Source organism: Corallococcus praedator (genome assembly GCF_003612125.1).
GTDB lineage: Bacteria > Myxococcota > Myxococcia > Myxococcales > Myxococcaceae > Corallococcus > Corallococcus praedator.
In genome coordinates, this window is the sequence record NZ_RAWI01000151.1 from 1 (window position 1) to 20,241 (window position 20,241).

At 72.9% G+C, this 20,241-nt stretch carries 8 protein-coding genes; 6 read left to right on the forward strand and 2 right to left on the reverse strand.

Features of this window, described 5'->3' with window-relative positions; translation table 11 throughout:
• Nucleotides 1–47: 47 nt before the first annotated feature.
• The 5 genes from D7Y13_RS20195 (at nt 48) to D7Y13_RS20215 (ending at nt 16,437) form a co-directional block, all read left to right on the forward strand.
• Nucleotides 48–3,398, forward strand: coding sequence for a carboxypeptidase regulatory-like domain-containing protein (locus D7Y13_RS20195; protein ID WP_120584843.1), 3,351 nt, complete (start codon nt 48–50; stop codon nt 3,396–3,398).
• Nucleotides 3,399–3,453: 55 nt separating this feature from the next.
• Complete coding sequence (locus D7Y13_RS20200; protein ID WP_120584844.1) at nt 3,454–6,180, forward strand: hypothetical protein; 2,727 nt, start codon at nt 3,454–3,456, stop codon at nt 6,178–6,180.
• A 12-nt stretch (nt 6,181–6,192) separates the two neighbouring features.
• Nucleotides 6,193–12,723: a HEAT repeat domain-containing protein gene (locus tag D7Y13_RS20205; protein WP_120584845.1), complete on the forward strand. Its 6,531-nt coding sequence runs from the start codon at nt 6,193–6,195 to the stop codon at nt 12,721–12,723.
• Nucleotides 12,720–14,585 (forward strand): SWIM zinc finger family protein, encoded by a 1,866-nt coding sequence (locus D7Y13_RS20210; protein ID WP_120534622.1) that lies wholly within the window; start codon nt 12,720–12,722, stop codon nt 14,583–14,585. The genes D7Y13_RS20205 and D7Y13_RS20210 overlap by 4 nt, the downstream gene beginning before the upstream one ends.
• Before the next feature lie 397 nt (nt 14,586–14,982).
• Entirely contained in the window at nt 14,983–16,437 is a 1,455-nt protein-coding gene (locus D7Y13_RS20215) for a reverse transcriptase family protein (RefSeq protein WP_120534623.1), read from the forward strand.
• A gap of 55 nt (nt 16,438–16,492) precedes the next feature.
• On the opposite strand, the gene D7Y13_RS20220 is transcribed toward D7Y13_RS20215, so the two are convergent.
• A complete protein-coding gene (locus D7Y13_RS20220; protein ID WP_233595773.1) occupies nt 16,493–17,503 on the reverse strand; it encodes an alpha/beta hydrolase in 1,011 nt (336 codons plus the stop codon).
• Between the two features lie 178 nt (nt 17,504–17,681).
• On the opposite strand from D7Y13_RS20220, the gene D7Y13_RS20225 reads away from it, so the two are divergent.
• Nucleotides 17,682–19,205, forward strand: coding sequence for a GMC oxidoreductase (locus D7Y13_RS20225; RefSeq protein WP_120584846.1), 1,524 nt, complete (start codon nt 17,682–17,684; stop codon nt 19,203–19,205).
• A 10-nt stretch (nt 19,206–19,215) separates the two neighbouring features.
• Here D7Y13_RS20225 and D7Y13_RS20230 read toward each other — a convergent pair whose 3' ends face one another.
• Nucleotides 19,216–20,115, reverse strand: a complete 900-nt coding sequence (locus D7Y13_RS20230) for a LysR family transcriptional regulator (RefSeq protein WP_199732867.1) — start codon at nt 20,113–20,115, stop codon at nt 19,216–19,218.
• Between the last annotated feature and the right edge of the window lie 126 nt (nt 20,116–20,241).

Below are 20,241 nucleotides of genomic sequence, written 5' to 3' on the forward strand. Positions count from 1 at the left end.
GTCCACGTCAGCCCTGCTGCTACAGTCGCCCACCCTGGAGGGGCGCCATGCGGAAGCCGTCGGCGGTGGTCATCGGAGGGGTGCTGCTGCTGCTCCTCGTTGGAGCGGGCATCTTCTGGTGGCGGTCCCCCACCTCACCGTCCTCGACGGACGCGACCTCCGCCACGTCCCGGCCCGTGCGCCGGCAGTTGTCGGCCACCCCACCCGCGCCACCCCGGGGAGCGCTCCAGGTCCGGGGCCGCGTCCTGGATGCCCGGGGCCAGCCCGTCGCCGGCGTGGAGGTCTCCGCCACGGTGCCCCTGCCGGGAGAGACCCTGTCGGAGCTGCCGTGCGACACCGACCCCGCTGTCTCCCTGGCGAATGGGGACTGCTCCAACGCCTCCGCCTGGGACTGGGCCCTGGAACTGGTGGCCTCCCGCCGGGGTTCGGCCTTCGTGCTCACCAGCACCCCGTCCGCCCAGGACGGCACCTTCACGCTGGAGGGCCTGCCCCAGGGCACCGTCGCCGTGTGGGCGCTGGGGCCCGAGGGCGCGGCCCTGGAGGAGGACGTGGCCACCGGCACCCAGGACCTGAAGCTGGTGCTCGTCCCCGCGAAGAAGCTCTCCGGCCGCGTGGTGGACGAGGACGGCGCCCCGCTCCCCGGCACCCGGCTGACGGTGCTGCACACCGGGAACGCGCGCTACTTCGAAACGGTCGCCGACGCCGAGGGCCGCTTCGCCGTGGGCCCCCTCCCGGAGGCCTCCTACACCCTGGCCGCCGCCCACCCCGGCAAGCTCTCCACCTGGCTCCAGGACCTGGGGCCCCTCCCCCTGGAGGAGGACCTCGTGCTGCACCCGCCCCGGCGCATCGTGGGCCAGGTGCTCGACGGCGAGCGTCCCGTCCCCGGCGTCTCCGTGACGGAGCAGGCCGGTGAGCGCATCGCCGTCACCGACGCGGACGGGCGCTTCACCTTCGACAACCTGCTGCCCTCCGCCTACGTCATGACCGCGGAGCACGACGGCCAGCGGGCCGTCGCGGAGGTGGAGCTGACGGAGCACCAGCTCGACGCGGAGGTGACACTGAGCCTGGGCAGCGCGTTCTTCGTCGACGCCACCGTGCGCGACACCGCGGGCCATCCCGTGCGCGACGCCGTGGTGGTCGCCGTCGACAGCGACACCTTCGACCGGGGCCTGTGGGGCGTGGGCGTGAACAAGACCCAGCAGACCGACGCGGAAGGCCACGTGCGCCTGGGCCCCCTGGTGGCACGCGCCTACCGGTTCCAGGTGGAGGCCGAGCGGATGCTGGGCCTCTCCGAGGAGCGCACCGTCGGCCGCGACACCCCGCCCCTGGAGTTCGTCCTGTCCCCGGCGGTCATCGTGGAGGGCCAGGTCGTGGATGCCCAGGGCCAGCCGGTGAAGGAGGCCTCCCTGTCGCTGCGGGCGCCCCCCGAGGAGGAGGAGCCCCCGCCGAGGTTCCGGATCCACCTGCACCACGGGCACCGCCCCCGCACCTTCGACGCCACCTCCGACGACACAGGCCACTTCATCATCAAGGTGGAGAAGGCCATGGCCGGCATCATCGCCGTCGAAGCGGAGGGCTACCTGGGACGCGAGCTCCGGGTCCAGGCGCCCGCCTCCGGACTCAAGGTGACCCTGGAGGCCGGCGCGACGGTGCGCGGCACCGTGACCAGCTCCAGCGGCGTCCCCGTCAAGGAGGTGGACGTCACCTTGACGAAGGGCGGCGTGAACGAGGACGACCCGGAGGACCACGGGCGCGTCACCTTCGCGGGCTCCACGGAAGAGGAAGGGACCTTCACCCTCCGGGGCGTGGCGCCGGGCAACTACGCCGTCTGGCTGGAGGCGAGCGAGGGCGGCTACCAGCGCCTGATGCCCCAGCGCGTGGAGGTGCGGGGTTCGGAGACCGTGGAGCTCGCGCTGCACCTGGACCTGGATGGGCGCATCGCCGGCGTGGTGGTGGATTCCAAGGGCCAGCCCCTGGAGGGCGTCGCCGTGCAGGCCGTGGCCAAGGAGGGGGAGGGCAATGGAGGCCGCTCCTATTCCCCCCTGGAGACGAAGACGGGGCCTGACGGCCGCTTCGCCCTGGAGCCGCTGGCCCGGGACTGGGACTACGAGCTGACGGCGACGAAGCCCGGCTACGCGATGCCCCGCCCCCCCGCGAAGCCCGAGCCCGAGCCCGAGGTCGACGAAGACGACGAAGGGACCGATGAGCTGCTCGGGGGGCTGCGGATGGGCCGGTGGGAGCCGGACGAGGAAGACCCCAAGGTCATCGCCCGCGCGGGGAACATGGCCGTGCGCGTCGTCCTGGCCGCCCAGAGCCGCATCACCGGACGGCTGGTGAAGGCGAACGGGGCGCCCATCACGCGCTTCGAGCTGAACGAGGAACCCGTGCGCGACCCGCGCGGGGCCTTCACCGTCTTCGTGGACAAGCCCGGCCTCCAGCACCTGACCTTCAAGGCCCTGGGCCACGCGTTCACCCAGCGCGACGTGCGGGTCCCCGCCGGACGCGACGTGGACCTGGGCGAGGTGCGCATCGAAGCGGGGCACACCGTCCGGGGCCGCGTGGTGGACGACGCGACCGGCGAACCGCTGGAGGGCGTGGCGATCTCCCTGTCCCTGCCCCCCGAGGAGCTGAAGGCCGCGGCGGAGGAGGAGTCGGGGGAGAAGTACGAAATCTACGAAGTCGACGGCAGCTTCCTGGACGCCACCACCGCCCGGGATGGCACCTTCACGCTGCCCTCCGTGGAGTCCCGGCCGTACCGGCTCACCGCGCGGCACAACGGGGCGGGGGAGTACGCGACGCTGGAGCGCGCGCTGGGCCCCACCGAGGACACGCTCGAATTGCGCCTCCAGGGCGATACCCGCCTGGAGGTGACGGTGAAGGACGCGCAGGGCAGGCCCTATCCCTCCATGGTGTCGGTCCGCTCGGAGCGGGATCAGGAGGCCACGGACTACATTCCCGACGATGAAGCGCGGACCGTCTTCCGCGAGCTGGAGCCTGGTGACTACCTGGTGGGCCTGCGCTCCAGCGATGGCCCGTACGCGGCGCCCTACCAGAAGGTGCGCGTCGAGGCGCATCGCGTCACCCGGGTGCAGCTCCTCGCGGCCGCGAAGGGCGCCACGGTGACGGTGCGCTGGGGCGAGCGCGGGCCCCAGGGACTCGTGCTCTTCTTCCCGGGCACGGTGCCGCTGCCGGGCTCGGATGCCGCGACGGGGCAACTGCGCGGGAAGGGCCTGCGCACGTCCTCCGGCAACGAGACGTGGAGCAACGTGCCGCCCGGGCCCTACACGCTGATGGTGCTGCACCACCGGGGCAACGGGAAGTGGCTGACGTACCGGCAGGACGTGACGGTGGGGGCCGCCGCCGAGCAGGAGGTGCAGGTGCCCACCCTCACCTGGTGAGGCCTGGGTCATCAGGGCCTTCTGGTGACGAAGAGCTGTGTTAAACCCCGGACCCATGACCCCGAGCGACGCGCTGAGCGCAACGGACCTCGAACGTCTGGCCAGGGCGGAAGCACCCGACCTCGCCGAGGCCGTGCTGGCGTTCCTGGACCAGCCGGACAAGACGTCGGACACGCCGCTGCCGCAGGGCGCGCTCGACTTCGACGCGCTGAAGTCCCTGCTCGCGCAGGCGCAGCAGCGCGGTGAGAAGGCCGGCCGCCGCCAGGGCTCGCATGAGGCGTGGCAGCGCTTCCTCGCGCAGAAGGACGTGCCCATGCCCGCGCGCTTCGCGCTCGCGGACCTGCTGGTGTCCCTGTACGAGAAGAACAGCGAGCCCGCGCGGGCCGCGCTCTTCACGCTGGTGAAGGAAGCGCCGCTGAAGTTCGGCCTCTGGGCCGGCCTCAAGCGCATCTACAAGCTGGCGGAGGCGCGCCACGACGCGGAGATGTTCGGCGTGCTGGCGTGGAGATTCGACACCGAGCGCGGCAGCCACCGCTCGCGCGAGGTGGGCGGCGGCACCCTCACCTACCTCCAGCGCCGGGCCTGGCGCTTCCTGCGCCACCTGGGCGCGGCCGTCCCGGAGCTCTACCCGCAGTTCGCGGTGGAGGTGCTGCGGCACTACCAGCCGGACACGTCCTGGTCCTCCTGCTGGGTGGCGCACCACGTCTGGGCGCACAACAGCCGCAACTACTCCGCGACGCGCTTCCCCATCCAGCCGCCCGCGGACATGGTGAAGCAGCGCATGTACCCGGACGCGTGGAAGCGCTCGCCGGACGCGCTGATGCGCCTGTTGGACACGTGCGGTTCGGACCCGGCCGCGAAGTTCGCCATCCAGGGCCTGCGCAAGGACTTCCCGGAAGCGCTGCGCAAGGTGACGCCCGCGTGGCTGGACCGGCTGGCGCGCCGTCCGCTGGGCACCGCCCACGACTTCCTGGTGGAGACGCTCCAGGGCTCGCCGGAGTTCCACCAGGGCAAGCTGCGCGCCGTCGGGCTGCACGACGCGGTGCTGGCGCTGCTGGAGTCCCCCAGCGACAAGGCCCGGGCGTACGCCATCGAGTACGCGCGCGGCCACGCGCAGGACATGCCCGCGGAGAGGCTCGCGGAGCTGGTGGAGCACGGCGAGGACGACGTGGTGGCCTTCGCCGCCGCCACGCTGGAGAAGCGCAAGCCGCGCGAGCTGGGGCTGGAGCTGCTGGGCCGGCTGCTCGTCACCAAGGCCACGGCGGGCTTCGCGGCGAAGGCGCTGGAGCAGTCCTTCGACCGGGCGGAAGTCACGCAGGACTTCCTGCGCGAGCAGCTCTTCGGTCAGCAGGAACAGCTCAAGTGGGCCACGGGCTACATCGCGTCCAAGTACGCCGCCGGGGAGATGCCCGCGTCGTTCTGGAAGCAGACGCTGATGGAGGCGAAGCGCTCGAAGCGGCCGCGCATCGTGGAGGACGCGGCGATGAAGGCGCTGGGCACGTACAAGCCGGCGGACATCGGGCCGGAGTGGCTGCTGGACCTCGTGTCCAATCCGCGCCTGGGCCGTCAGGCGGCGCAGTGGCTCACGCGCGCGGACAGCCTGCCGGGCCTGGACGTGGAGCGGGTGAAGGCGCTGGTGTTCAGCGCGAAGCACCGCGAGACGGCGCTGGCGCTGCTGGGCAACCGCAAGCTCTTCACCGCGCGGCAGCTCACGGTGCCCTGGCTGCTGGCGCTGGCGCGGCGCGCGGACCCCACGCTGCACGACTTCGGGCACCGCTACCTGCTGGAGAACGTGGTGCCCGCGGACTTCAGCGACACGGGCGACGCGGCACAGGGCCTGGAGCGCCTGTTCGACCTGGCGCTGGGCGCGAAGCAGCCGGCCCCGGTGCGCACGTTCGCGCAGACGTACCTGCGCTGCCACCACCCGGGCATCGGGCCGGAGCAGCCGGAGTCGAAGTCCTACGACATCAAGCCCCGGGCGCCTCGCAAGGCGTACACGCCGGAGAAGCTGTGGCCCGCGCTGTTCGATGCGCGCGACGACGTGCGCCGCTTCGCGCTGACCATCGCCCGCTCGGAGCTGCGCGCGTGGGGCTACCAGACGCGGGTGTACGAGCTGGCGGACTCGGACGCGAAGGAGATCCGCAACCTGGCCTATGACGCCCTCTTGAACGCGGGCGAGCCGGGCGCGGATGCGCGCCACACGCTGCAGCCGGAGGAGCTGGACGCGGGCAAGGTGTTCGCGCTCACGGAGTCCACCAAGCGCAGCACGCGTGAGGTCGCCGTGGAGCTCATCCGCCGGCACTACGCGCGGCTGGGCGGGGCGGAGCGGCTGTCCGGGCTGATGCAGAGCGCGGACCGCGAGGTGGGCCTGTTCGCGGTGCGCCTGCTCTGGGAGAAGCACCGGCCGCTGCACCTGCCGGAGGACTGGAAGCCCGCGGGCGGCGTCAAGGACGCGCGCGAGGCGGGCGGCACGACGCGCTTCTCCGACGTGGAGGCGCTGCGCACGTTCCTGCGGCGCATGCTGTTCGGCCTGCCGCCGGGGCGCGCGAAGGAAGCGCGCGAGGGCGACGTGCAGCGCCGGCTGTCCGCGAGCGTGGCCAAGCGCCGCGTGGTGGAGCTGGTGCGGGACCTGGGTCTGGAAGAAGAGAGCTTTGCCCGCGTGGTGGCGCCCGTGCTGGGCGAGTTCACCGGGTCGGTGGCGAAGGGCGAGTGGCAGAGCTGTCTGGCCTCGCTGGTGCAATTGCAGGCGGCTCACCCGGGCGTGCAGCTCGGCGGCATCTAGGACAACGACACCATGGCCAACCTCTCCATCGGCAACATCGAGAAGGTCCGTGCGCTCGCGGCCAATGCCCGCCTGCTGCTCGTGGGGGGCACGCGTGCCGCCCCGGACAGCCGCCTCACCGCGTACGAGCCCGGCACCAACAAGGTCCTCTGGACGGCGTCGCTGCCCGCCCACGTGCTGGGGCTCGCGCTGTCGGGCGAGCGCTACGCGGCGGCCGGCGCGGACGGCACGGTGCGCTTCGGGTCGCTCACCGACGGCGCGGTGCAGTTCCAGCTCCACGGCGCGCACCCGGGCGGGTGCACCGCTTTGGCGTCCAGCGCGGACGGCAAGGTGCTCTACACGGCCGGCGTGGACGGCTTCGTGCGCGCGTGGGACTGGGAGAGCACGCGCAAGCTGAAGGAGTGGAGCGCGTCCCCGCAGCCGCTGCGCGCGGTGGCGGTGGACCCCACGCACACGTACGTCGCCTGCGCGGGCGATGACGGCGTGGTGCGCTCGTTCACGGTGGCGTCCGGAGCCCAGCGGGACATGGCGGGCCACGAGGGCGCGGTGCGCGCGCTGGCCTTCACGCCCCGCGACGGGCGGCTGGTCTCCGCGGGCGACGATGGGAAGCTGCGCATCTGGTACCTGGTCGGCGCGGTGGAGTTCGAGGTGCGCGGCGAGAAGGACAGCGGCCACGCGGGCCCTGTGCTGGGGCTGGTGTTCCCGCCCACGCCCCCCGCGGAAGCGGGCCAGGAGCCGGCGGAGCGCATCGCGTCGGTGGGTGGCGACGGCAAGCTGAAGGTGTGGCGGCTGGACGAGCGTCGCAAGCCGCGCACGTTCGAGCTGGGCACCAAGGCCGTGCACGCGGTGGCCTTCGGGCCGCCGGCCAACCCCCGTCAGGCGAAGCAGGTGCTGGGCTTCGTGTTCGTGGGCGGAGATGAGCGCACCGTCACGCGCATCACGCTGGGCACGGATGGCAAGCCCACGGACGAGACGGTCACGTTCACGCACGGCTTCGACGTGCTCAACGAGGCGCGCAAGGCGGGCCGTCCCCGCCGCGAGGCCGCCGTGCGCGAGGCCGCCGCGCTGCTGGAGCCGGAGGCGCTGGAGTTCGCGCTGTCCCTGCTGGGCACGGATCCGGACGCGGAGGTGCGCAAGCTCGCCGCAATCGAACTGGGCGCGCAGGGCCGCACCGCCGCTCGGGCGAAGCTGCGCGAGCGCCTCAACGACGACGTGGTGGGCGTGCGCACCGCCGCGCTGGACGCGCTGACGAAGCTGGAGACGGAGTCGCCGCTGGCGGCCCCTCGCGCGGCGCTCGACTCGCGTTTCTCGGACACGCGGGTGCTGGCGCTGCGCCGGCTGGCGAAGCTGGGCGGCACGTCGCCGCTGGTGCCCGGACTCATCTCCGGCAAGCTCGCGGACGACAAGGCACCCGTGGGAGAGGCCGCGCTGGACGCGCTCGTCGCCGTCTCCCCCGCCGGCAGCACGGAGCCCCTGAAGCTGGCCTTCGAGCGCGGCCCCGCCGCCCTCAAGGTGGAGGTGCTGCTGCGCACCTCGGTGGCGGGCCTGCTGGGTGACCCGCGCATGCAGCCGCTGGTGGCGCGCGCGCTGGACGACGCGGACCGGGACGTGCGCCGCGTGGCCTTCGCCGTGCGCGTGTTGGAGCGCCGGGCGCTGGCGCTCACGCTGGAGAAGCAGGACGAGGAGTTCGCCCGCTCGGTGCGCGAAGTGGCGCGCATGCTGATGCTCCAGTCGAAGCGCGCGGCCGGGGACGCGGAGGCGAAGCTCACCACCGACGCGGAGCTGGCCACCGCGCGCGAGAAGCTCTTCGCCAACGCCACGGCGGGGGCGGCGCTGACGGAAGCCGACCTGGAGCCGCTGCTGGCCGCCATGGCGTGCCGCATGCCGGACACGGCGGTGCGCGGTGCTCGGGGCCTTGCGCAACTGGGCGATGGACGGGCGCTGGGTGCGCTGTTGCAGCTGTCGCGCGAGGACGAGTCGGCCATCCGTCGGCAGGCGGCGGCCTCGCTCCAGGCATTGCAGGACCCGCGCGCCCGCGAGCGGCTGGTGTGGATGCTGGACGACGCGGACGCGGACGTGCGCGCCACGGCGTTGGAGGCGGTGGTGGCGCTGGACGTGGACGCGCCCCTGTCCGCCGCGGAGGCCGCGCTGCGCTCCGGGCACGAGGACGTGCGCGTGCGCGGCCTGGACCGGCTGGTGAAGCTGGGCGCGAAGGCGGAGGGCGCGGAGCCGCTGCTGGGCAACGCGCTGGAGGACGAGTCCGGCAAGGTGCGCGGCGAGGCGTTCCGCACGCTGTGGGCGTGGAACGAGAAGGCGCCGGAGAAGGCCGTGGACCGGGCGCTGACGGGCCGCTTCCCGGACCTGCGCAACCGCGCGGTGGAAGTGCTCGCCCAGCGCGGCACGGAAGACTGGGCGCTGGGGCGGCTGAAGAAGTCCGTGGAGGACCGCGACGTGGCCGTGGCCACCGCCGCCTACGAGGCATGGGTGAAGCTGGCGGGCAAGGAGAAGCCGGAGCCGCACCTGGCCGCGCTCGCCTCCACGCACCCTGCCCTGCGCGAGAAGGCCGCGAAGGGCTCCATCCACGCCCCCGCGGAGCCCCTGCGCTCCGCGCTCCTCAAGCGCGTGCAGGACGAGCACCTGGAGGTGGCGGTCGCCGCGCTGGACGCGCTCGACAAGCTCATCCCCACCGAGAACGGACCGTTGCTCGCGGGCATCGCGGCGACGGCGCTGCCGGTGCGCGTGCGGGCCGCGGAGCTGCTCGCTCCTCGCGGCGCGGAGGACATCATCGAGCCCATGCGCGGGCTCATCACCGACAAGGACCTGGAGCGGCTCTACCCGCCCGGCTACCTCGTCCCGCTGCGGATCCGCGCATCGCGCGCGCTGGCCACGCTGGGCTCGCGGCGCCTGCTGGGCTTCTACGCCACCGTGCTCCTGCCGCACGAGCTGTCGGACCTGCAGGAGCAGGGCGCGCGCGGTCTCGCCACCGCGAGCCGTCGGGGCGACGAGGGCGCGCTGCTGGACGCGCTGGGCCACTCGCTGGTCGCGGCGCGCTCGTGGGCGGCGGACGGTCTGTCGCGCCTGGGTGATGCCCGCGCGCTGCCGGTGCTCACCGGCAACCTGCGCCATGAGCACCTGCCCATCCGGCTGGGCGCCATCCTCGCCTTCGCGGCCCTGGGCCCGGAGGGAGACGGCGGCCTGCTGCACGGCCTGGAGGACTCCGCGCGCGAGGTGCAGGAGATGGTGTTCGCCATCGTGCTCGCCCGCGACCTGCGCGCCAGCCGCGATGGTGAGCCGCCGGACCTGCTGACCAGCGCCCTGTCCAGCGGCCGTCCGGAAGTGCGTTATGCGGCGGCGCGCGCGCTGGAGCTGCGCACGGAGCCGGAGGCATACCGCGCGCACCTGGTGGAGGTGCTGTTGCCGCCGCGCCCGGAGAAGGCCGGCGACATGAAGGACTGGCCCTCGGAAGAGGACCGGGCGAAGCGCGTGGTGGGCCTGGCCGAGGCGCTCTCCAGCGCCCAGCCGGAGCAGCGCTACGCGGCGGCGCAGGTGCTGCTGCTGCGCAACAAGCCCCTGGACTACTTCCGCGAGGCGCAGAAGGTCGCGCGGCCCCGCACGCTGGAAGCACCCTGGAAGCCGGAGACGGCCGAGGGCGCGTCGCACGTGATGCAGCCGTCCACGCCGGAGAAGCAGGGCACGGCGTCCGCCACGGGCAAGAGCTGGCTGCGCCGCCTCTTCTCCGCGGTGAAGCCGCCGGAGGGCAGCACCGCGACGCCGCAGACGGCGACCCAGGCGGAGCGCCAGCACCTGCGCCGGCTGGCGTTCGGCGCCTACGTGGGCCTGCTGCGTCAGGTGTCCGCGGGCGACGAGGAAGGCCACCGCGTCCGCCGCGATGCCGTGGACCGCGTGGTGAAGCTCACCCTGGAAGGCTACGCGGGCACGTCCGCCGCCGTGGCCGCCCTGCTGCGCGCGCTGGAGGATCCGCACCAGTTGGTGCGACGCGCGGCGCTCGCGGGCCTCAAGGAGCTGTACCCCGCTGGCAGCGATGAGCCGCTGGCGCTGGCCCTGGCCTCGCTGTCGCCGGACGTGGCCCGCGCGGCGCTGGAAGAGCTGGCGGAGCGCGGCGACGCGGCCCGTCCGCGCGTGACGGCGGCGCTCAACTCGCCGCTGCCGGAGGTGCGCAAGTCCGCCTTCGAGTTGCTGGAGAAGCTGAGCCCGGCGGGCAGCCTGGATCCGCTGCTGGCGGCGCTGGGCAGCGAGCACGCCGACCTGCGCGTGGGCGTGATTGAGCGGCTCGCGGGCGCCAACGACCCGCGCGTCACCGAGGCCCTGGGCCGCGCGGCCGGCAGCGAGCACGAGGACCTGCGGCTGCGCGCCGCGGAGCTGCTCGCGTGGCGTGGGGATGACCGGGCGGTGGAGGTGCTGGGCACCTTCCTGCGCTCCGAAGTGCCGCAGGTGGTGCGCCGTGCACAGGAGGCCCTGGCGCGGCTGGGAACCTCCGCCGCCGTGGCCGCGCTCGCCGCGCGCCTGTCCGTCGCGACGGAGATTCCGGAGCGCACGAAGCTGGTCGCCGCGCTGGGCCGCACCCGCCGTCCGGAAGCGCTGGACGTGCTCGCGCGCCAGAGCGTGGAGGACGAGAACACCACCGTGCGCCTCGCCACCGTGACGGCCGCGATGCAGCTCACCTGGCCGCCGGAGCAGGAGAAGCTGAGGGAGCGGGATCGCGACCTGAAGAAGCGCGACGCGGCGCTCGCCGTGCGCTTCCTGAAGGTGGCCGTGCGCAGCAACGACGTGGAGGTCCGCAAGGCCGCCGCCACGGAGCTGGAGCATGGCAAGAACGAGGGCCAGGACGCGCTGCTCGTCTCGCTCTTCACCGACCGCGACGTCACCGTGCGCGCCGAAGCGGTGGCGCGCTACTCGAAGCGCGTGGTGGAGCAGGGCGCGGCGGTGGAGCCGCTGGAGGAGATCCTCCGCGCGGGCGCCCGCGAACTGATGCTGCCCGCGGCCGAAGGCGTGGCGCACCTGCGCCGGACCAGCGCCCTGCGGCCCCTCTTGCTGTACTCGCGCGCCGGTGAGGGCGAGGAGCGTGGCCGGGCCCTGCTCGCGCTGGGCACCCTGGGAGACGCCCGCGCCCTCTCCGAACTGGAGACGGTGGCGGGAGGAGGCACCGCGGACGCGCCCGCCGAGCAGGACATGGTGCTGGCCGCCATCGAGGCCCTGGGCCGGCTCGCCAGCCGTCTGCCCGAGGGCGACGAGCGCCGCCGCATCGAGGAGAAGGTGGAGGTCGCCGCGGTGGAGGGCACCTCCTCCGAGCACCAGGAAGCCGGCGTGCGCGGCCTGCGCGCCATCGGTGGGGAGCGCGCCCGGGTGAAGCTGGAGGCGCTGCTCGCCGACAGCGACACGGACGACGAGGTGCGCATCACCGTGGCGAAGGAGCTGGGCAAGCTCGGCGACCCGGAGGCGGAGAAGGCCCTGGCCGCCGCGCTGGACGAGGATGACGACGACCTGCGCGAGGCCGCGCGCAAGGCGCTGGACGTGCTCTTCCCGAACGACCGCACGCGGGTGGAGTTCCTCGCCGTGGCCAGCACCCAGGAGGACATCTCCGAGCCCGCCGCCACCTACCTCGCCAGCGAAGGCGACCCGGCGCAGCTCGTGCCCCGGCTGGCCACCCTGGAGAGCGCGGAGCTGCGCCTGAGACTGCGTCGGGGGCTCGCCCGTCGGGGCGCGCTGCCCCTGCCGGAGGTCATCGCGCTGGTCGGCCACGACAAGCCGGAGGCCCGCGAGGAGGCCGCGCGACTGGTGGGCACCTGGACGGGTGATGCGCAGGCGACGGGCGCGGTGGACACCGCCAGCCTGACCCGCGCGGTCGTCGCCTCCGAACGGCGCACCGCCGCCTCCTGGGCCGCCACGTCGGCCCCGAAGCGCGAACCACTGGCCAGCGCCTGGGAGCGCCTCCTGTGGGCGGGCTCCCGGCTGGGCGCGAAGGAGCTGGTCGCGACGTCCGCCGAAATCCTGCGCAAGGGTGAGGCCCATGCCCCCGCGGGCGTGCGCCAGGAAGCCGCGCGCGTGCTGGGACGGCTGAAGGCGACAAACGAGGCGCAGGCCCTGCGCGCCGCGCTGGCGGATCCGGACGCCCCGGTGCGCTCCGCCGCCGCGTCGGTGCTGGCCGCGCTGGTGCCGGACCAGGCCGCCGCCTGGGCGCTGGAGGTGAAGCCCTTCGACCCGGTGGCCATGGGCCCCACGGGCGCGAAGGTGGCGCCGGGCCTGCTCACGGCCAGCGAGCCGCGCCGGCTCGCGGTGCCCGCGCTGCTGGCGAAGAAGGACCTGGGACCGCTCAAGCCCGTGGCATCCGACGCGAAGCCGGAGGTGCGGCAGGACGCGTGGGCCGCGCTGGGCCGCCTGGGTGGTGACGAGGCGGCGGAGCTGCTGAAGACGGCGGCCTTCGACAAGTCGCAGTCGGTGGAGCTGCGCAAGGCGGCCTACCGCGCCCACAAACGTGCACGCCGGGCCGCCGAGCGCGCCCGCAAGGAAGGTCAACCGTCGTGAGCACCGCAACCGCACGTCATCCCGTCGCGCTGAACTACGCCGCCGCGAGCGACGTGGTCGTCACCCCGGACGCCTCGCGCGTGCAGCTGGCCCTGGAGGGCTCACGCGGCACCGTGGGCGTCAGCGGCCGCGTAAAGGACCCCACCCTCTTCCGCGACGCGCTGGCCGCCGCCTTCGGCGTGCTCTCCAGCGACCTGCGCTACCGGGGACGCGATCGCACCGCGTACCTCGCGTACCTGATGAAGCAGGGCAAGCGCGCCAGCGCTCAAATCTGGGAAGCCCAGAAGGCGTTCCTCGACAGCGCGCTGGAAGGGGATGAGAAGAAGGACGCGGTGCTGGACCCCGTCCTCACGGTGGATCCGGACCAGGTGTCGCTGGAGGTGTTCTCCCGCGACGAGAGCGCCTATGCGCGCCTGGCCTTCGACAACAGCCTCTTCGACAACCGCGAGGCCGCGCACGGCTCCACCTTCCTGGACGTGCCCGCGGACCTGCCCGCCCGGCTGGATCGCCTGCGCGCCTACGCCCCGGTGACGCTGGAGGCCCACGTGGCCCCCTCCGCGAAGGCCGCGCCCCCCGCGTCCGGGGAACCCCGAGCCCCGCGCAACGTGGACGTGCCGCACGCATGGCTGCGCGGCTTCCTCCAGGTGCAGTCGGCCGCGACGCTGCCGGCCACCACCTGCTCCATCGCGCCCATCGACCTGTACAACCTGCTCTTCGCGCTGCGCACCCGCCGCGCGAAGAAGGCACCCCGCGCGCTGAGATTCGAGCTGGTCCCCGGCGCCGCGCCCCGGCTGGTGCTGGAGCCGTGGGAGCAGGTGCTGGAGTGCCATGGCGGCCCGTACCAGGGCCACGCGCCCGCGGTGGTGCGCACCTTCGGCCGCAATCGCCTCACCGCGCTCGCGCGCCTGTTGCCCCACGCGAAGAGCGTGCACGTGCAGCTCCTGGGTCCGGGCCTGCCGGTGTTCTGGGTCATCGACCTGGGCGTGGCCACGCTGACGCTGGGGCTCACCGGCTGGACGGAGAGCGGCTGGTCCAGCGCGGCGGCCTTCGACGCGCTGATGCCCCGCGACGTGCCGGAGCCCCTCGCGGAGAAGCTGCGCCAGCGCCTGCGCGCGGACGGCCCGCTGACCTTCGACGTGCTGGCCAAGGACGCGGGCGCGCCCAAGGACCAGGTCCGCGCCGCGCTCCAGTTGGAGTGCCTGCGCGGCCGCGTCCTCTTCGACGTGGCGCGCGGCGCCTACCGCCCCCGCGAGCTGATGCCCACCCCGGTGGACGAGGCCGCGCTGCGCTACGGCAACGAGCGCGAGGCGCGCGCCCACCGCCTGCTGGGCGACGGCGGCCCTGGCGCGGGCGAAGTGAAGCTCACCCAGGTGCACGACCTCGTCGGTGAGGGCACGCGCATCCAGGGCGAGGTGGTGGACCGCGAGGCCGTGCGCAGCTTCTTCCCCAGCTTCACGCTGGACCTGGAGGGCCGCGTGAAGGACGCGGGCTGCGGCTGCCCGCACTTCCGTCGCTCCGGGATGCGTGAAGGCCCGTGCGAGCACATGCTCGCGCTGCGCCTGGCGTACGCGCGCCGTCGCACGGAGGAGGAGGCGCTGCGTCAGACGCCGGAGGGCCGCAAGCTCATCCGCGCGGAGACGCGTTCGTACGTGCGCCGCGACCCGGCGACGGGTCTGGAGCAGGTGTACCGCGTCTCGCTGGATGGCAAGGTGGTGGTCCTCGCGTGGGGACCGCGCCTGGGCGACTCGCGCCACCAGCGCCTGTGGTTCGATTCGGATACGGAAGCCCGGACGGCGTACTTCAACCGTCTGGAGAAATTGACCGCTGACGGCTACATCGACGCGGCCTCGACTCTGGTGTAAACCCTCAACCAACGGCCCGGCCGCCGACGGGGCGGCTGGAAGGATGGGTGCGACGGACGCAACACGAATGACGAGTGGTCGAGAGAGGTCTGGACCGCATCAGCCTTAGCGCCTCGAGCGCGGGAGCGGCGTTGCGCCGCTCTGGTTGAAATGCTGGACACTCTCCGCAAGGTAGCCTGTTCTTGGCTCTCTCCCTCCGGTGCACTGGTGGCCGGGTGGGAAGCGGAACCAACGACGCAACCGCCGTTTTCCCACCCGGCCACCAGTGCACCGGAGGGGAGAGCCGGTGAGGCTACCGTGCCCCAGGTGAGCTGGTGGTGCATTCCTGGCCTCCCTCGACCGCTCGAATTCGTCCGTCGCCCCTCCTGAAGCCGCCGCGCCCGTCGAAGGTGCCTCGATGACCGCCAAGCTGGAGTCGTTCGTCCCCGCCGCCCCGCCGCAGGCCGTGCCCGAAGTCCCGCCGGCCGCCGCGTCCAACACCGCCACCGCATCCAAGCGCGAGGCCCGCCGCGCCGCGCACGACGTGCTGCTCGCGCGCTGGAAGGCCATCACCGAAGCCGGTGGCACCGAGGAATGGGTGCAGGCGCAGCTCGTCGCGAAGGGCGCGCTCGCGGACGAGGTGGACTTCTCCTCCCTCAAGGAGAAGGAGAAGACCGCCTGGAAGGAGAAGAAGAAGGCGGAGGCCGTGGAGCGCCGCGCGCTCGGGCGCCAGGCCCATGAGGCGTGGAAGGCCACGCACATCAACCACCTGGGCGTGGGCATCCATTGGAGCGAGGCGGAAGGGCCGGACCGCTTCGACCTGGAGCACCGCGAGGAGCGCGCGCGCGTCAACGGCCTGCCCACGCTGGACACGGCGGAGGCGCTGGCGAAGGCGCTGGACATCAGCGTGTCCAAGCTGCGCGGCTTCGCGTTCCACCGCGACGTGGACACGGGCTCCAACTACGTGAGCTGGCGCATCCCCAAGCGGGACGGCAGCGAGCGGACCATCACGTCCCCCAAGCCGGAGCTGAAGCAGGCGCAGCGCTGGGTGCTCTCCAACATCGTGGAGCGGCTGCCGGTGCACGGCGCGGCGCACGGCTTCGTGGCGGGGCGCTCCATCCTCACCAACGCGCTGGCCCACCAGGGCGCGGACGTGGTGGTGAAGGTGGACCTGAAGGACTTCTTTCCCACGGTGACGTGGCGGCGCGTGAAGGGCCTGTTGCGCAAGGGCGGCCTGCCGGAGGGCACGTCCACGCTGCTGGCGCTGATGTCCACCGAGGCCCCGCGCGAGCTGTTGTCCTTCCGGGGCAAGACGCTGCACGTGGCGAAGGGGCCGCGAGCGCTGCCGCAGGGCGCACCCACGTCGCCGGGCATCACCAACGCGCTGTGCCTGCGGATGGACAAGCGGCTCTCAGCGCTGTCGCGCAAGCTGGGCTTCACGTACACGCGCTACGCGGACGACCTGACGTTCTCCTGGACGAAGGCGAAGGCGCCCAGGGCGCGCCGGGCCCAGGGCGCGCCGGTGGCGGTGCTGCTCGCGCGGGTGAAGGACGTGGTGGAGGCGGAGGGCTTCACGGTGCACCCGAACAAGACGCGCGTGGCCCGCAAGGGCAGCCGTCAGCGGGTCACGGGGCTCGTGGTGAACGAGGCGAAGGACGGAACGCCCGCCGCGCGAGTCCCCCGCGACGTGGTGCGCCGCCTGCGCGCGGCCATCCACAACCGCCAGAAGGGCAAGCCGGGCCGCGAGGGCGAATCGCTGGAACAGCTCAAGGGCATGGCGGCCTTCCTGTACATGACGGATCCGGTGAAGGGCCGCGCGTACCTGGATCAGCTCGCGAAGTTGGAAGCCGCCGCGCCCCCGGCCGAGGCGTAGCAGGCAGCACGGGCCCGCTCGCGCCAAGGCGGGCCCCGACTTCATCCCGAGAGCGTCAGCGCCCCGTGCGCTCCCCTGCTCCCGCCTTCGTCTTGCGCGAGGGCTTCTTCGCGGGAGCCTTCTTCTTCCCCGGTGCCTTCACCGCGGGCGCAGGCTCCACGGCCGCCGCATCCTCCGCGACGGGCCCGGCCTTCAGCGCCTCGTCCGCGAACGCGCGCAGCCGGCGCGGATACTCCTCGGGAGCCGTCGCGGCGAAGTTGCCATGCGACGCGCCGGGGATGCGCCACGTCTGGGCATACAGGCCCACGTGCGCGAACAGCTCATCCAGCAGCACCTGCCCGGACTCCTCCGTCCCCGCGACGATGAGCAGGGGCCGGGGCCGGATGTGGTCCACCGCATCGAGGGTCCGCACCTGCTCCAACTGGATGCCCCGCCGCCAGAAGGGCAGCAGCGCCCCCGTCTGCGTCACCACGCCGAAGCGCCGGAAGTCATACGCCGCCGCCAGCCGCAGCGTGTTGAAGGGCGACAGCAGCACCACCGCCGCGACCTTCGGATCCTTCGCCGCCACCTCCGCCACCGCCGCGGAGCCAATGGAGAACCCCAGCGCCCCCACCCGCGAGGGGTCCACATCCGGCTGCGCCCGCACGAACTCCAGCGCCGAGCGCACATCCATGCGCTCCTTGTCACCCCACGTGGACGTCTCACCGCCGCTCTGCCCGTGCGCGCGCAAATCAAACAGCAGCACCCCGTAGCCCGCGTCGCGCAGCACCCGCGCCTCCGGCAGGAGGTCCACGCGGGTCTGCGACAGGCCATGCGCCAGCACCCACGCCGCCTTGTTGCGCGAAGGCACGTACCAGCCGCGCAGCTCCACCCCGTCCTCGGTGCGCAGCGTCACCTCCCGAGCGGACGCGGAGGCCAGGTCCGCGGGCAGCACCGCCACCGGCTTCGGGTAGTGGAAGTACTGCTCGGAGCGCCACGCCGCCCGGCCGAAGAGGGCCAGCGCCACCAGCAGACACGGCAACACCACCAGGACGCCCAGCAGCCGCCCCCACCGAATCCGCTTCAACAGACCCGCCATTGTCCGACCCTCTCCGACAGGAGCGCCCCAAGGGGAAGTCCCGGCCCCGGGCTTGTGTTGGCACCGGCCTGACCTTTACACCCTCTAGGTCCCAACGAACTCCTGGCTTACAGTTTAGACAAACTTTAGCAGCGGCGGCAGAAAGACCGTCCAGGTGAGTGCGGCAATGAAGCTGTCCAAGACGGTCTACGACGCGGTGGTGGTGGGTTCCGGGGCCTGTGGGGGTTGGGCCGCCAAGCAGCTGACGGAGGCGGGCCTCCGCGTGCTGGTGCTGGAAGCAGGCCGGAGCGCGCAGGCGGACAAGGTGCTGCACGTGATGCACCGCGTGCGGCAGAAGCTGGGCTACCGCGTGGAGTCCGACGCGGACCGCAAGGGGCGTCAGTCCATCCAGGCGACGAGCTTCGCGTGGCCCTTCCACCCGCACGCGTTCGTGGACGACGTGGACAACCCCTACACGACGCCGGACGACGCACCGTTCGCATGGATCCGCGCGCGGCAGGTAGGCGGGCGCACCAGCGTGAAGAGCCACGGCCGCCAGTTCTACCGGCTGTCGGACTTCAACTTCCACGCGGGCAGCCTGGACGGGCTCAGCCCGGACTGGCCGCTGTCGCTCGCGGAGCTGGCGCCGTCTTACGAAATCGTCGAGCGGTGGATGGGCCTGTATGGCAATTCGGACGGCGTGGACACGCTGCCGGACTCCGTCTTCGCGGGGCCCGCGCCGCTGTCGCCCGGCGAGGTCCGGCTGCGCGAGAAGGTGAGGGCCCGCTGGCCCAACCGCCACGTCGTCGCCCGGCGCACCTCCAACGCGCCGGTGACGCTGCCGGCGGCCCAGAAGACGGGGCGCCTGACGCTGCGCTCGCACGCCATCGCCAGCCACGTGATGCACGACCCGAACACCGGCAAGGTGACGGGCGTGTCCTTCATCGACGCGAACACCGGCACGTCGGAAGAGGTGCACGCGAAGGTGGTGGTGGTCGCCGCTGGGACCATTGAATCCACGCGGTTGCTGTTGCACTCGCGCAACCGGGCGTTCCCGGACGGCCTGGCGAACAGCTCCGGCCTCTTGGGTCGCCACCTGATGGACCACATCTACCTGCGGGGCATCGAGGCGCGCATGAACCTGCCCGCGCACCTGCAGCAGAAGGCGCACGGCTGGGCGTACGTGCCGCAGTTCCGCAACGTCACCGAGCGCGACCCGAACTTCGCGCGAGGCTATGGCGTCCAGGTCTTCTCCTTCGACGACCAGCTCCACATGGTGCCCTTCGGCGAAATGCTCCCGCGCGCGGAGAACCGCGTCACGCTGAGCGGCACGGTGAAGGACCGCTGGGGCGTGCCGGCGGCGCACATCGAGTGCAGACACTCCGACAACGAGTTGAAGATGACGGAGGACGCGGTCAGCTCCTGCCTGGAGATGCTGGAGGAGTCCGGCTGCACGGTGGAGCAGGTCAACCGGACGTTGTCCCAGCCGGGCATGGCCATCCATGAGGTGGGCACCGCGCGGATGGGCAGGGACGCGAAGACGTCCGTGCTCAACCCCTTCAACCAGAGCTGGGACATCCCCAACCTCTTCGTCACGGACGGCGCCTGCTTCCCCTCCCAGGGCCCGCAGAACCCCACCCTGACGATGATGGCGCTCACCGTGCGGGCCTGCGCGCACCTGGTGGGCGAACTCAAGGCCGGCCGCCTCTGAGACGACCGGATCACTTCAGCGGTGCCGGGCTGAGCGCTGTGCCGCCGGGGCCAAGCCGCTCCTTCTCCTCCTCGAACGCGCCGACCACCGCGTCGATGACGGCGCGTACGCGCGGGACGTCCTTCAGGTCGGGGTGCACGACAAGCCACGCCTCGCGCACCGGTGGCGGGGCGGGCGGCGGCAGGGCGATGAGACCGCCCTCTTCCCCGGCGAACCAGTGCGGCAGCAGGGCTTTACCGAAGCCTGCCCGGACCGCCGCGAGCTGCCCCATGAGTGTATTGGTGCGCAGCACGAGACGCTCACCGGCCGCGTGCTGGGCGAGCCACTTCGCTTCAGGGATGTGGGCGAGGGAGTCGTCCAGGCCCACCCACGCCGACGTGTCCCCGTCCGGCGCCGCGTAGACGCCGTAGGCAAGACTCGCAAGACGCCGGGCGACCAACTCCCCCACCTGCGGGCGCGCAAGACGGACGGCCACGTCGGCCTCCCGCTTGGCGAGACTGAGCGCGCGCGAATCGCTCACCACCTCCAGGTGGATGCCGGGATGGCGGCGGTGGAGCGCTGCGAGGCGCGGGATGAGGAAGCGCTCAGCCAGCGTCTCCGTGGCCGTGAGCCGCACCGTGCCCGTCAGCCCCGCCTGCTGTCCGCTGCGGCGCAGGATGCCGTCCGCGCGCTCCTCCATGTCCGCCGCCAACTCCAGCACCGCCGCCCCATCGGCGGTGAGCAGGTAGCCGTCGGCGCGACGGTCGAACAGCGTGCGGCCGAGCGTCTCCTCCAGGGCGGCGATGCGCCGTCCCACCGTGGCGTGGCTCACCTTCAGCTCCCGCGCCGTCGCCGACAGGCTTCCCGCGCGCGCCAGCGCCACGAAGACACGCAGGTCTTCCCAGTCCAGGGGGCCTGGTCGTTTCTGCACACCCATTGCGCGAAGATAGCGGCGGGCTGTGCAGGGATGCACGGGCTACTCAGCGGCCTGACACCCACTCCACGGAGCCCGCATGTCCGCCCCCCGCACCCTCTTCTCCCTGGCCGGAGCCCCGAC

Bases quoted from the DNA above. Each gene is read 5' to 3' on its own strand.
- D7Y13_RS20225 (WP_120584846.1), top strand. From the start codon at position 17,682: ATGAAGCTGTCCAAGACGGTCTACGACGCGGTGGTGGTGGGTTCCGGG.
- D7Y13_RS20215 (WP_120534623.1), top strand. From the start codon at position 14,983: ATGACCGCCAAGCTGGAGTCGTTCGTCCCCGCCGCCCCGCCGCAGGCC.
- D7Y13_RS20205 (WP_120584845.1), top strand. From the start codon at position 6,193: ATGGCCAACCTCTCCATCGGCAACATCGAGAAGGTCCGTGCGCTCGCG.
- D7Y13_RS20195 (WP_120584843.1), top strand. From the start codon at position 48: ATGCGGAAGCCGTCGGCGGTGGTCATCGGAGGGGTGCTGCTGCTGCTC.
- D7Y13_RS20200 (WP_120584844.1), top strand. From the start codon at position 3,454: ATGACCCCGAGCGACGCGCTGAGCGCAACGGACCTCGAACGTCTGGCC.